The organism is Bacillus cereus group sp. BfR-BA-01430, from assembly GCF_022663115.1.
Lineage (GTDB): Bacteria > Bacillota > Bacilli > Bacillales > Bacillaceae_G > Bacillus_A > Bacillus_A cereus_BD.
On the sequence record NZ_JAKUEW010000002.1, the window covers coordinates 707043 to 720389 of the forward strand.

The window sequence follows — 13347 nt, forward strand, 5'->3', positions numbered from 1 at the left end:
CATGTTAATATGAAAAACGCGATCATTCTTACGCACAATTACTTTTCTATAAAACGTTTTCATTTTCCTTCTATTATAATATAGATGCTCGTTACCCATAACATATCAAAGCTTTCTACATTTCACAAACCACTCGCATTCGTACACTCATTTTTCACAAAAAATATTTTTTTCAAATGCTAATTTTATGCATCTCTCTACTTATTTTACAATACTTTTATTATTATAAATTTCAAGATTTCGCATAAATATCATACTTTTATTATTATTCTATAAAATGTCGAACTTTTCTTTCATTTGACCCTTCATTTTTAATTTTGTATACTTCCATCTAGTTATATATGTCCGTTTAGGAACAATTTCATATAGATGGGAGGAGTTGTTTATGCTTCGTTATTCACTTTTCGTTTTATTAGGAGCATGTAGCTATGGGGTTTTAGCAATCTTTGTTAAATTCGCATACGCGGAAGGCTTTTCACTTGGGGAAGTAATCGGTAGTCAGTATTTGTTCGGTTGGCTTATTTTACTTAGCATTACACTTTTATTTGCGAGACATCGCGTCCCGTTAAAACAAATGTTTATTTTATTTATCGCTGGCACTTCAGCTAGCTTTACAGGGATTTTTTATTACGCTTCACTACAGACAGTACCGGCATCCATCGCCATTATCCTTTTATTCCAATTTGTTTGGGTTGGCATTATTATTGAAGCAATCGCAACAAAAGCATTGCCATCAAGAGAAAAAGTTATTTCGGTTATCTTTTTATTAGCTGGTACATTCTTATCGAGCGGATTAGTCGAAAAATCTATAGGCGATTTTGACATGACAGGAATTTTATTAGGATTATTATCTGCGGTTGCATTCGCAACGTACATCTTTGTAAGTGGGAAAGTGGCGGTTGAAGTACCCTCATTACCACGCGGTGTTCTATTAATGGCTGGTGCATTAACTTTAGTCATGATTGTATTCCCACCAACATTCCTTTTTAATGGTGCGATTTCACAAGGTCTTTGGAAATATGGATTGGGGCTAGGAACGTTTAGTATTGTCATTCCATCTATTGCCTTTACAATCGGCATTCCTAAAATTGGATCTGGGTTAGCAACAATTCTTGGAGCAGCTGAGCTTCCCGTTACAACCATTATGTCCGTGTTCGTTTTAAAAGAGGCGGTCCTTACTTCTCAATGGTGTGGTGTAGCCTTTATTTTAATTGGCATCGCAATCCCACAAATCGCATACGCAATGCGCGGAAAATCTCGCAAACATCATACACATAAAAAAGTTGCTGCATAATTTAGTAAAAAGGGGTTTCTCAAAATGAGAAATCCCTTTTTACTATTCTAATCTTTTCTCGAATTATATATATATTTATGCTACATTTTGTAGTATATCTTTTATTTATACGGAGCAAAATGAAAAAGTTATATATTGTGAGAAAGAAGGCAAACGAAATGAACACGATTACAAATCAATTGATAGAGAAATTAATCTCGATTCGTCGTCACTTACATCAATATCCAGAGCTATCTTATGAGGAGTTTGAAACAACAAAATTCATTAAGAGTTTGTTAGAGGAAGCAAATATCACAATAATGGATACGCATTTAAAAACTGGAGTCATCGCAGAAATTTCCGGTAATAGAGGCGGGCCAACCATTGCCCTTCGTGCTGATATCGATGCGCTCCCGATTCAAGAAGAAAACGACTTACCTTATGCATCAAAAATTCCTAATAAAATGCATGCATGCGGACACGATTTTCACACCGCAGCTATCCTTGGTGCTGCCTACTTATTAAAAGAAAAAGAATCTTCACTACACGGAACCGTACGCTTTATATTCCAAGCAGCTGAAGAAAGTGGAAACGGCGCATGTAAAGTAATCGAAGCGGGACATTTACAAAACGTACAAGCTATTTTTAGCATGCACAACAAGCCTGATTTACCAGTTGGTACAATTGGTATTAAAGAAGGTCCACTTATGGCTGGAGTAGACCGATTTCAAATTAAAATTAAAGGCGTCGGAACACATGCCGCTGTACCTGATGCAGGGGTAGATCCTATCGTAGCTTCTTCTCAAATCGTCATGGCACTTCAAACAATTGTAAGCCGAAATATTAGTTCTTTTCATAATGCTGTTGTAAGTGTAACAAACATTCACTCAGGAAATACGTGGAATGTTATCCCTGAAAAAGCAACGTTAGAAGGTACTGTTCGCACGTTTCAAGCTGATACGCGTCAAAAAATTCCACAGCGAATGGAACGTATTGTGAAAGGTATTGCTGATGCACTAGGAGTTGAAGTGGAACTGCATTGGTATCCTGGCCCCCCTGCCGTTCAAAATGATGGATACCTTACCGAACTATCTACTCATGTAGCTCAAACAATGGGGCTACAAATCATTTCACCAAGACCTTCTATGGCAGGAGAAGATTTCTCGTTTTATCAACAAGAAATTCCAGGTTCATTCGTCTTTATGGGGACAAACGGAACAAACGAATGGCACCACCCTTCCTTTACTTTAGATGAAAAAGCATTACCAATTAGCGCACAGTATTTTGCTTTACTAGCTGAAGAAGCGCTGAACAACCCCACAATAAAAAGGTGTTAAGTATGCATTTAACACCTTTAAACTGATTTACTAGAAAGGAAGTCTTAGAAATTCATTCATAAAGTGTGAAAAAAGCTGTCTCGTTGTCAAGAATTCGACTTACGAAACAGCTCTATTTTCTTTTATAAAGTGAAACTTTAATCAGCAGTTTTTTGTAGGAAGTTCATTTTCAACTTCAATTCGCTTTTTATCTCTTGCAATTTTTAAAAACTCTAATAGTTCAGGGCTACTATTCGTTTTTCGGTAAGCAACTGACATCTCAGCTACAAAATTAGAATCATATAGATCTTTATATACAACTTCTGTTTTGTATAGCTTATTAGCCGAAACGGGAATAACAGTAATTCCAATTCCTGCCGCTACTAATCCCATTACCGTTTGGTATTCTGCTGCCTCTTGAACAATGCGTGGACTAAAACCAACTCCGCGGCATAATGACAAGATAGTGTCATAGAGTGCAGGCCATACTGGTCTTGTTATAAAGACAAATGACTCATCTCTCAAATCTTCAATATGAATTTCTTCTTTCTCCGCAAGTGGATGAGCTTTTGGTAAACATAGTGTACAAGATAGTTTTTGAATCGGTTCAAGTTCTAATAATTGCGTTGAAATCGGCGGACGTAAAAAACCGACATCAATTCGATTTTCATGAAGTGCATGCACTTGCTCCGGTGTAGATAATTCATGAAGCGCAACCGATACCCTTGGAAATTTCTTTCGATATTCTCTCACAATTGAAGGTAAAATATCATATATAGCAGCTCCCACAAATCCAATTGAAAGAGATCCCACTTCCCCTCTTTGTGCACTTTGCGCAACTTCTACTGCCTTTTCAATTTGATCAAAAGCTTTCTTTACTTCTTTTAAAAACATTTCTCCCGCTTCTGTAAGCTCAACTTTCCGCTTTGTCCTTGCAAATAACATAACTCCCATTTCTTGCTCCAACTGTTGGATTTGTTGACTAAGTGGCGGCTGTGTCATTTGTAAACGAGCCGCTGCTCGTCCAAAGTGTAGCTCTTCTGCCACAACAATAAAATATTGCAAATGCCGTAATTCCATCTTGGACACCCTTTTCAATTAATATGTATAATAAATTAATAACATATAATTTATATATTAGACAAATTTTTTGAAAGAACGTATAGTAGAAATTATTAATTCTTGTTTATCATTTTTATGCAAAAAAAAATGAAAGGGGTGTTACTGTATGAAATGGTGGAAATTAAGCGGACAAATTTTATTATTATTTTGTTTTGCTTGGACAGGTGAATGGATTGCAAAGCAGGTACACCTCCCAATCCCAGGAAGTATTATCGGCATTTTCCTATTATTAATTTCATTAAAATTTAACCTGGTGAAAAAAGAGTGGATTCAAGATGGAGCAGACTTTTTATTAAAAGAACTCATTTTATTTTTTATTCCTTCTGCTGTCGCTGTGATCCGCTACAAAGATACATTATCACAATATGGCATCGATCTCATTTTTATTATTATGATTAGTACTCTTTGTGTAACTCTTGTTACAGGAATCTTGACAGAATTGCTATTGAAGCGGAAAGGATCTGTACAATGATTGGCTTTTTTTGTTTACTATTAACACTATTCACATATTGGATTTCTAAAAAAATGTATCAACGTTGGAATTGGAGTTTACTTTCTCCTTTACTCGTTTGTCCAATCATTTTAATTGCTTTATTACTAGGATTCGATACATCTTATGAAACATATAATTCTGGAAGTCATTGGTTAACTGAACTATTAAAACCAGCAACTGTAGCTTTTGCATGGCCAATTTATAAATATTTTGATTTATTAAAGAAACATGCAAGTGCTATTTTAATTAATGTAGTTGTAGGTTCCTTTTTATCAGTTATTACTTCTGCATTGTTAGCAAATGCTTTTAAGATTGATGCATCACTAGAACATAGTTTAGCGCCACACATTGTAACAACACCGATTGCAATGGCTATTTCAGAAATGATTGGCGGCATGTCCCAATTAACAGCTGTATTCGTAGTATTGACAGCATTGACAGGAGCTCTGTTAGGCCCTTCTCTTATCAGATTATGCCGCATTAAAACAGCGATTGCGAAAGGAATTATGTTAGGAACGAGCGCAAATGGTACAGGAACATCGAAAGCATTTGAAATCGGTCCTGTTGAAGGTACCATTGCAAGTTTATCTATGCTCTTAACCGCTGGAGCTAGTTTAGTGATTGTACCGCTTTTCTTAGCTTGGATCCATTAAAAAATGATAAAAAGCTAGAAATTGTGTTGCAATTTCTAGCTTTTTTTACTTTTCAACTACACTTGTGACATTGAATTCCTAGCAAGTAATCTATCAATACATACCGGTAACATATCCAATAATGTTTCAAACGCATAATTTACATCTAAACGCTCAGTCCACTGGTGCGCATCTTTTCCTACCGGTCCAACATTTAATACAGGAACATTAAACTCTGCTAATTCTTGTAGTGGAATCGAATACCCTTTATTCCATAAAGGCATATTTTCTACAAGTGAAGTCATTGCTTCAACTGGATATTGTAATCCTACATAACTTAAATCAGAAATTCCACCAAAATAATTTTGAGTTTTAAATGTAACTCCATGTTGATCATGTCCATAACTTTCTAGTTCTGCTACTACACTTTGAATGAACGGATTATTACGAGAACTTACAGCCGGGTAGTAAGGTGGTGCAAAGAACAATATTATCATCGGCCCTTTTTCTTTACATAAAATTGCTAACCTATCCACGAGTTCAATCGTAATTGCACGGTCATCTTTTCCCTCGCGATTTTCCAAAACAATCGCTTGCATTTTATTAATTGTTTCTTTCCCATGCTGTTCAATGGCATAAGCAACCAATTCCTCATAAGTGAGTACATTCACTTTTAGGCTTGGCGGTATAAACGGATTATATTTAGAAAAATGATATGCTTGTTTCGCATATGTTTCCTCAATTTTCTCCGCTACTCCTATTGCCTTTTTATATAGCAACGAAACAACATCTGGCATCGTTTTTTCTAATAAAAATAAATTAAACAATGTCACTGCACGATGAGGAATTTGTACCGAATAATCTTCTTTTAAATCTCTTTGCAATAAATTTGTCGGAGGTGGACTTGCTTCGCCTTCTACAATATCACAAAGTTCCGTATTCAATTCCAATTCTGCAGTTAATAATGAAGCCATATAATTCGCATTTAGTCCCGCGAATGGTTCTCCTACATGCGTTTCTTTTCCATAACAAAGAAAACCAGGTAATACTTTTCCAATAGATCCTGTATAAATGTATTTATTTTGATCTCCTGGATAACATGTAAACATTGGCTCAGAATTGAGGACTGCTTTATACTGAAGATCGTGTTCTTTTGCAAGCTCTAATAATTTTGGAACAGCGGCTCTCATTCCTACAGAGTTCACCTCTTCATCTGGAACAGTTAATAAAAGAATATTCCCATCAAAATCCCCTTCACAAGCTTGTTCAACCATTGCCATATGCAAAGTTAAACCGCACTTCATATCCATTATCCCTCTACCAAATAGCCAATCACCTTGTTCTATATCTTGCTGAACATGATGTGGCACTTCATCTTTATGTGAATAAAACATAGATGTTAGTTTTTGAGGTTGAAATGCATATTCTTTCCACACACCATAGTCTTCTACATCTACAACATCAAAGTGACTCACTAAAATAATTGTATTTTTCAGATGCTTCTCTTTCTTTACTAAAGCTGTAATAAAATAGCGTCCATCCCCCGTTGGATGTTTTTCTAAATGACTAGGATTCTCCTTGAAGTACGATAAACTAGATAGTTGTTCAACAACAAAGTCTGGTAATACCGTTTCAGCTTTTGATCCCGTAATACTAGGAATTTCAACAAGATTACTCAATAATTGTACTAACTCTTCTTTTGTCTGCCATTTTGCCATATATATCCCCCTGTTTTCCGTATTATGAAAATCAATTCCAATATGTGAATAAAAAAACGACAGAATACTCTCCTATTCCTTTCCTGTTCCGCCGATTTTTATTGATATTTCATTTGCAGCATTTATAACCTGATCAACAAGAAAAGCAAATCGCTCCTCATTAATCCGTTCACTAATTAATCCAATACTGATTGCTCCTACTACTTTATGATTAAAACCTATAATGGGTGCAGCAATTGATGCTGTTCCTTCTGTCTTCTCACCGTAACTTACCGCATATCCTTCTCTTCTTATCACAGTAAGCTGATCAAATAGCCGTTGTTTTTGCTCTGGTATCGAAGACAATAGCTGATTTACAATATGTTCTACCTCATTTGTTTTCATATTCGCAAGTATCGTTTTATTAGCAGCACCGATGGAAAGGGGAATTTGTTCTCCCAAATTATCAATAACACGAATCTTTAAAGGACTATCTATTCTTTCAATAATAATAGAATGTGTCCCATTTGGAATATTTAAGTATACACTTTCTTCCACTTCATATGCTAATCGTTTCATTACTTCTCTTGCGACAGATCGATAGTCTACTTTTTCTAATTGCCGTAGCCCTACTTCCATCCACATCGGTCCGATTGTATAATGCTTCGTTTCCGTGATTTGTGTAACTAATCCATGTTCCATTAAAGAATTTAATATTCTATGCACTGTACTAACTGGCAGATGTGTTCCATCAGCTATATCAGAAATAGCCCAATGTTCCTTATCATTTTCTGAATACAATAGTTTTATAATACCAATTGCTCGATCAATAGACTGCACGGGCATTCTCCTCAACTTCACTCATAATATCTAAATAACCTTAATTATCTACCAATTTAACAAAATCTTCTCAAGAAATCAAACAAATTATTCAATTTTCAAAAAATAAAAATATTGACTTTTCGATTTAATTATCTGAAAATTAAAACTATATTCCATATGATGAAATACATTCCACTATACAGAAAATTGTATTTGAATCTATTACATGGGGAAGTGAGGAAAAATATGACAGAACTCAATAAACAAAATCATGAATTAAAACGCACGATGAAAAGTCGACATTTATTTATGATTGCACTCGGAGGCGTAATTGGAACTGGATTATTTAATGGATCTGGTTTTATTATTAGTCAAGCTGGACCTGGAGGTTCTGTACTTGCTTTTATTGCAGGCGGATTATTAATGTACTTTGTTATGCTATGTCTCGGTGAACTTGCTGTAGCAATGCCCGTTTCTGGATCTTTTCAAGAATATGCAACAAAATTTATAAACCCAGCCACCGGCTTTACAATTGGTTGGCTGTATTGGTTAAGCTGGGCAAATACGACTGGACTCGAATTTACAACTGCTGGTATTACAATGCAACGCTGGCTTCCAGGTATTCCTGTATGGGTATGGTGCCTCATATTTGGTGTCACAATCTTTACGATAAATGCCCTATCTGCTCGTAGTTATGCTGAAACTGAATTTTGGTTTTCAAGTATTAAAGTATCCGCTATTGTAGCTTTTATTATTCTTGGAGGCGCAGCTATGTTGGGCGTTATTGAGTTGAAAGGAAATGAACCTGCCCCGCTACTTTCTAACTTTATCGAGCATGGCGGACTATTTCCGAATGGTATTGGTGCCATTTTATTAACAATGGTTACTGTAAATTATTCTTTTCAAGGTACAGAACTTGTTGGGATTGCAGCTGGCGAAAGCGAAAATCCTGCAAAGACATTACCGCGCTCTATTAGAAATATTATATGGCGGACAATGTTCTTCTTTGTTTTAGCAATTTTCATTCTAGTCGCTTTAATCCCTTGGCAAGAAGCTGGATTAACGAAAAGTCCTTTTGTCGCTGTGTTTGATCGTATAGGTATTCCATATGCAGCTGATATAATGAATTTCGTTATCCTTACTGCAGTTCTTTCTGTTGCAAATTCAGGTCTGTATGCCGCAGCTCGAATGCTTTGGTCCCTATCAAAAAATAATATGGCCCCGGCATTTTTACAAAAATTATCATCTAGAGGTATCCCACTATATGCCCTCATCATGACAATATCTATTTCAGGATTATCTTTACTAACAAGTGTTGTAGCTGCTGAAACAGTGTACTTATGGTTAATTTCCATTTCTGGAGTCATAACTATTATTGTTTGGATGTCTATCTGTGCTTCCCAGTTCCTTTTCCGTAAACAATATGTAGCAAATGGCGGGAAATTAACAGATTTGAAATTTAAAACTCCACTGTATCCCGTTATACCGATTCTAGGGTTCGGACTGTATGGAATTATATTAGTTAGCTTACTCTTCATCCCGAATCAAAGATTAGGAATCTACTGTACAATCCCATTTATTATCTTTTGTTACACATACTATTACATGAAAATAAGAAAGAATAATAACCTCGAAAACCAAAACACTCAAAAAGTTTATAACGCAATAGAGAAATAATAGATCCCAACCCATTATGAAACTGTAATGGACTGGGGGTCTTCCCCATTTTCTCTCTCAAAAATAGAGGGGAAATACATTTTACATCGAAAGGTTATATCAACTTCCAAGACAACTCATTCCTAATCATTCATAAGAAAGGGTGAAAATATGATTTCTAAATATGTTGTGGAATGTGTCTTTTGTGAACAAAATCGAACATCGAGAAGGACAACGGTTACGGTATCTGCTACTTCTCATACTCTCGCTATTCAGAAAGTAACAGATGAATGTAAACGCCGCTTTGGGAAATCTCTTCTATTACAAACTGAAATTATGGGGGAATATCGCGCATACCAAAAAGGAAGCTGACCTGAATGGGTCAGCTTCCTACTTCCGATCATATTTTCACATGAAGATTAGGGGCATCCTCTTTAAGGATCGGGATTTCACCATTATGTACGTTCCATAATGGTCATCGAACAATATATTTCTATTCATTGAAAAATGAAATAGAATAGGGCAAAACTTGTTCGCATTTTTAGAAAAGGGATAGGGATATAATACTAGTAATACGTCGAATGCTCGAACGTTACACTCATTATATTATAGTAAATCCCTTTATATTGGAAATATGAATTACTTACATAATTCATATGTAAAACATATTAATAGATTGTTATATATGTTTCACGATTTCTTATCTCTTTTATATATGGGCAATAAGCCTCGAATCCTATTCTACTAACAACAGACATCCGGCTGCAATCGGTGTCATAACCATAGAAAGCTTCAAAACAATACGTGGGGCAAAGTTAGTAAACTTCGCTCCTAGATAAGCTCCTAACATCGTTCCCATTAAAACTTGTACCAATAATACATAATTTAAATATCCGGCTGAACTATAACCAATCCCTCCTCCAATCGCAATTGGAAGAATAATGAGCATTGTCGTTCCAACCGATTGCTGAATTGTTAAACCTAATAATACCATTAATCCTAGTTGAATAAATGGTGCTGATCCTATCCCAAAAGCACCCGCTAAACTTCCAGTTACTAAACCTAGTAACATACTTTTCACTAATATAGTGATAGACAATCCTTTTTCATTATTACTTTTCGATTGATTGTGAAAATAGAGTAATCGAATACACATACATATGGCTGATAAAAACAACATACTAGCAGTAAACCAATGAAGAAGCTGTGCTGGAATTACTGCCCCAAACTTAGAACCAACATACGATCCAATCGCCCCAAATATTCCTACAATCCCTCCTATTCTTAACGAAACATTCCCCTCTCTATAATGACTTACTACACCTGAAAGTGTTGTAAATGTCATTGCTGTTAGCGAAGTTGCAAGAGCTATATGAATAGGCACTTGGAATATAAGAGTTAACACTCCAATTATAAATCCTGCTCCACCAGCTCCAACAAACCCTAATAAAATTCCCATTGCAAACATTGTAATAATAATAGCCACTTTTTTCCCTCCAGTAGCTCTATTATCTAATAAAATTCTTTTCCTGCAAACGAAAAAGCATCCTATACGGATGCTTTTACTCATAATATGTACGCTTAGTCTTGATTAATTAAGATAAGAGCTGGCCCAGATACGACAACCCCTGCTACCTCGATTTTTTCAAATTCCCTTACTGTAATAGATATAACACCATCTCTTTCCATCAATTCTTTACTCAGGACTTCAGTCGGTATTTTTCTCACCGTCTTACCTCCTTTTCATTCTTGTTCTAAAATCCATTATGATTTTCATGAAAAGTAGAACAAATCATCTAAATATATTAGTTTCATTCTACTTTTATTCCTTATTCCATACAAAATATGCAATTCCTGTCTCATGTATATTGAAAAAAAGAAAAAGCACTGTTGAAATCTTCAGCAATGCTTTCCGATTAGACGTACTATGATAATGAACGTCTAATTTTTCTACTCATAAGTTCTGTATACTCATATATATTTATTTTAGCTTTAAGATACGTTCGATTTCCTCCACGCTCAACTTACTTGCCTTTGCAATAGTTTCAAGTGGTACACCAATTTCATGCATTCCTCGTATCATCTGCATCTTACCTTGCTCAATGCTTTTTCCATGCCCTCTTGTTCTGCATGTGCTAACTTTGCTTGCTCATCTAAAAGCAATTTCTCTCGAGCTTCGTACACTGTTCGGAAAGAAGAATCATGGCTCATATTTTCCTATTTATTGCCTTTTGCAAAATTGGATCTTGATTCATCGCAATCTCCTCCAATATTTGAGTTAAATGTTCATCTTCATGTGCTGATAATAATAAAATACGATGCCCAGGGATATTGGTCGCTGTTACATGTGTACCAATAATAAAATTGTGCAATGCATCTACTATTCGATGTTCAATATAAGCAAAGCGCCCTCTCGGATCATGTTGCACAGACAAACGAACATCTGGATCATACATCATTTCATAGAATTAATGATTTTGTGTGATATCAAGATTTTGTTGATAATAGAACATAAAAAACGCCTCCTTTCTTTATATTTTTTTACAAAAGGAGGCGTTTTCAAAGTATTTTATTGTGTAAATATCTTGACAGAGTTATTTTTCAACACTCTGAAACAGAAGGTGCTAACATACACCTTCTGTTTTTTATATTCCGCTATTTTAGTCCGTTTCAATTCTATAATCTACTATCTTATCATTATGATCTAAGTATAAAATGAGACATTCACTATCAATCGGGATAAACCCTCTTTCAGTCCCTAAATAATATATCATTTGATAGACCGTTTCAGACTGTCTTATTTCTGTTGGTGTACCCAATAATTTTATAACCTCTTCCTTGGATGTTCCAATTAGTTTATGTTTCGCTAATAAATCATCTATCATATACACTCGTTTGCCATCATTTTTGAACCATGTTTCTTGGTGAAACTTCGACTGATATTCATTAATCCCTAATTGTATGATGCATATAGTAAATAATGCCGCACCAACAATTGTAATGCTTTTCAGTTTCTTACGATATATTTCTTGCTCATCACTTAAAGCTAGTTTAAACATCCCCCACCGAAACAACAGCAAAATGATAAATGGAATTGATACCGCTAAAACACTCACCATACTATAGGATGAATGAGCTATAGCGATGATGCATATAAAAGCTAAGTAAATGAATAAGTATAAAAAAGTATATAAATACAATGTTCCCCATAATAAAGGTTTCATATATGGTTTCAATAAAACTTCTCCTTTATGGCATCATTTTTGAGCAATCGCCTTGTCCATTTGTTCCATCACTTTTTTTATTTCTTGTAATTCTTTTGCAGTATATAACACTTTTTCATTCAGCAGCACATTTTTAAAATACATAACAAATTGTTCTCTATCTTTCAATCTTGGTACTCTTTCATGAGAACAGTCTATTATTTCATGTTCATTTCTCTCATTCTCAAAATATACAACTGGCTTTACTTCTTCTTTTACAATTTTTGTATTTCCCTCTTTTAAATACTCATATAAACTTTTTGAAAGACATTTTATCTTATAAACAACATTACCTTCATTTACTACTTTCAAAGTTCCCGTTTGCTCTTCCTTTATAAAAATGAACGTTTCTTCTTGATTATGCTCATATTGATATTTCCCTATTTCATCAATCATAAATGAAAATATCCCTGCATTCTCTTTTGTTAAACCGTGTATTATTCTTCCTTTACATTCTACTGTTTCAATCACATATACGCCTGTTCTTAATAACAACACATGATGAATACGACGATTTTCCATCTTCCTTTTTGTTCTGCTCGATCGTTTCGGCAAAAATACATTTGGAATCATATATATTTCATTTTCTTTTACAATTTCCTGCTGAATAAATTGTTGTTTCATGTTATGTAATAGTTCATGCGTATGTATTTCTACTACATTTTTTGAATATGCTTTTAAATCTGTAATAAGATTTTGTAACATTTGTACTTCATGATGATGTTTCTGCTGCATTTCACTGCGCTCTTTACTATGTTGCATTGTAAGTTGGTTCTTCATCATTCGCATATTTTCAATTTCGCGAGCTGTTTTCACTTTTAAATCGTTGTATTTTTGTTTTTCTATATTTTTTATCGTTTCTTGCTTCTGTTCATAATTTTCAACTGTTGCAGCAATTTCCCCTTGATAGTTTTCTATGACTTGTGCTTTTTCAAAATCTACTTGTTGCTTCTCAGATTCTAGCTGTTTATTTTTATAAAACAATACAAATGCTACAGCTAATAAAGCTAATATGACACATATAAGCACATATTCCATTCTTCTTCTCCTTTATTCCTTATCAGACTCTGATT

At 34.7% G+C, this 13347-nt stretch carries 13 protein-coding genes and 1 pseudogene; 6 read left to right on the forward strand and 8 right to left on the reverse strand.

Annotated elements, in window-relative coordinates:
• The first annotated feature begins 385 nt into the window (after positions 1-385).
• Entirely contained in the window at positions 386-1294 is a 909-nt protein-coding gene (locus MR058_RS07915; protein ID WP_242143452.1) for an EamA family transporter, read from the forward strand.
• Between the two features lie 158 nt (positions 1295-1452).
• Positions 1453-2610 carry a M20 peptidase aminoacylase family protein gene (locus tag MR058_RS07920; protein WP_242143513.1) on the forward strand — a complete coding sequence of 386 codons (1158 nt, stop codon included), beginning with the start codon at positions 1453-1455 and terminating at the stop codon, positions 2608-2610.
• Positions 2611-2751: 141 nt separating this feature from the next.
• On the opposite strand, the gene alsR is transcribed toward MR058_RS07920, so the two are convergent.
• Entirely contained in the window at positions 2752-3669 is a 918-nt protein-coding gene (gene alsR / locus MR058_RS07925) for an acetoin biosynthesis transcriptional regulator AlsR (RefSeq protein WP_242143453.1), read from the reverse strand.
• A 148-nt stretch (positions 3670-3817) separates the two neighbouring features.
• Between alsR and MR058_RS07930 the strand changes: the two genes are divergently transcribed.
• Both MR058_RS07930 and MR058_RS07935 read left to right on the forward strand, forming a co-directional pair.
• A complete protein-coding gene (locus MR058_RS07930; RefSeq protein WP_012094763.1) occupies positions 3818-4183 on the forward strand; it encodes a CidA/LrgA family holin-like protein in 366 nt (121 codons plus the stop codon).
• Positions 4180-4857 carry an LrgB family protein gene (locus tag MR058_RS07935; RefSeq protein ID WP_012094764.1) on the forward strand — a complete coding sequence of 226 codons (678 nt, stop codon included), beginning with the start codon at positions 4180-4182 and terminating at the stop codon, positions 4855-4857. The genes MR058_RS07930 and MR058_RS07935 overlap by 4 nt, the downstream gene beginning before the upstream one ends.
• 56 nt (positions 4858-4913) lie before the next feature.
• On the opposite strand, the gene MR058_RS07940 is transcribed toward MR058_RS07935, so the two are convergent.
• Entirely contained in the window at positions 4914-6554 is a 1641-nt protein-coding gene (locus tag MR058_RS07940) for a M20/M25/M40 family metallo-hydrolase (RefSeq protein WP_242143454.1), read from the reverse strand.
• A gap of 72 nt (positions 6555-6626) precedes the next feature.
• Entirely contained in the window at positions 6627-7379 is a 753-nt protein-coding gene (locus MR058_RS07945; protein WP_242143455.1) for an IclR family transcriptional regulator, read from the reverse strand.
• A gap of 222 nt (positions 7380-7601) precedes the next feature.
• On the opposite strand from MR058_RS07945, the gene MR058_RS07950 reads away from it, so the two are divergent.
• Together MR058_RS07950 and MR058_RS07955 are read left to right on the forward strand one after the other, a co-directional pair.
• On the forward strand, positions 7602-9032 hold the full coding sequence (locus MR058_RS07950; RefSeq protein WP_242143456.1) for an amino acid permease: 1431 nt from the start codon (positions 7602-7604) through the stop codon (positions 9030-9032).
• A gap of 150 nt (positions 9033-9182) precedes the next feature.
• Positions 9183-9383 carry a DUF3903 domain-containing protein gene (locus tag MR058_RS07955; protein ID WP_242143457.1) on the forward strand — a complete coding sequence of 67 codons (201 nt, stop codon included), beginning with the start codon at positions 9183-9185 and terminating at the stop codon, positions 9381-9383.
• A 364-nt stretch (positions 9384-9747) separates the two neighbouring features.
• Here the strand turns inward: MR058_RS07955 and MR058_RS07960 are convergent, their stop codons facing one another.
• The 5 genes and pseudogenes from MR058_RS07960 to MR058_RS07980 all read right to left on the reverse strand — a co-directional run bounded on the left by MR058_RS07960 (position 9748) and on the right by MR058_RS07980 (position 13312).
• On the reverse strand, positions 9748-10497 hold the full coding sequence (locus MR058_RS07960) for a sulfite exporter TauE/SafE family protein (protein ID WP_242143458.1): 750 nt from the start codon (positions 10495-10497) through the stop codon (positions 9748-9750).
• Positions 10498-10592: 95 nt separating this feature from the next.
• On the reverse strand, positions 10593-10739 hold the full coding sequence (locus tag MR058_RS07965) for a BC1881 family protein (RefSeq protein ID WP_242143459.1): 147 nt from the start codon (positions 10737-10739) through the stop codon (positions 10593-10595).
• A 253-nt stretch (positions 10740-10992) separates the two neighbouring features.
• Positions 10993-11326: pseudogene (locus tag MR058_RS07970) on the reverse strand (Rpn family recombination-promoting nuclease/putative transposase); the annotation flags it as partial.
• Between the two features lie 345 nt (positions 11327-11671).
• Complete coding sequence (locus MR058_RS07975; protein ID WP_242143460.1) at positions 11672-12130, reverse strand: hypothetical protein; 459 nt, start codon at positions 12128-12130, stop codon at positions 11672-11674.
• A gap of 138 nt (positions 12131-12268) precedes the next feature.
• On the reverse strand, positions 12269-13312 hold the full coding sequence (locus tag MR058_RS07980) for an NERD domain-containing protein (protein ID WP_242143461.1): 1044 nt from the start codon (positions 13310-13312) through the stop codon (positions 12269-12271).
• Positions 13313-13347 lie beyond the last annotated feature (35 nt).